This is a genomic window from Catenibacterium sp. UBA627, assembly GCF_002299355.1.
Classification (GTDB): domain Bacteria; phylum Bacillota_I; class Bacilli_A; order Erysipelotrichales; family Coprobacillaceae; genus Catenibacterium; species Catenibacterium mitsuoka.
Map to the genome: position 1 here is coordinate 2429 of NZ_DBPF01000064.1, position 597 is coordinate 3025.

Annotated in this window: 1 protein-coding gene; it reads right to left on the reverse strand. The window is 29.1% G+C overall.

Features of this window, described 5'->3' with window-relative positions; genetic code table 11:
* The coding region (locus tag B2S90_RS04535) for an MmcQ/YjbR family DNA-binding protein (protein ID WP_286696596.1) at nucleotides 1-597 on the reverse strand (597 nt) is incomplete at both ends.

Consider the following 597-nt stretch of genomic DNA (forward strand, 5'->3'; position numbering starts at 1 on the left):
CATGATATCTTCATCACTCAATGTTTCATCTAATAATATACTCATCCAATGTTTCTTATTCATATGAAAAGCAGGATAGATAGAAGGATGATCAACTGTATCTATAGGAACCTTAATATTCAGACATTCTACTTCTCCTTGTTTATCTAGAAACTTAGAATAATCTGTATGCATAATAAGTCCAAACCACTTATCATTATTTCTAAACACAAATGAATCACCATTAGTAAAAGGATGTTCTGGAAGAACATGATACTTTTCTTCAATGAGATGCATAAGACGTTTAGATTGAGGAAAAATAAAATAATCATATACAAAACAATGAGTTAAAATATCCTCAATACATTCTTCATAAGCCTGTCTCACTTTTTGTACAAACTTCCCCTGCTTACCTACCAGACGAATATTTGTATATTCTTCATATGTATCAGAATCATAAACCTTAGCCTCTAATATATCATTTATTATTACTTCAATCCTGAAATCACCATCTAGTATGTCTTTCTTATATATATAATTATGACCCTGTTTTTTAAATCCATAATCAATGAGTTTATTCTCATCACAGTGATAACGTCTATAATCCTTCATAATGTA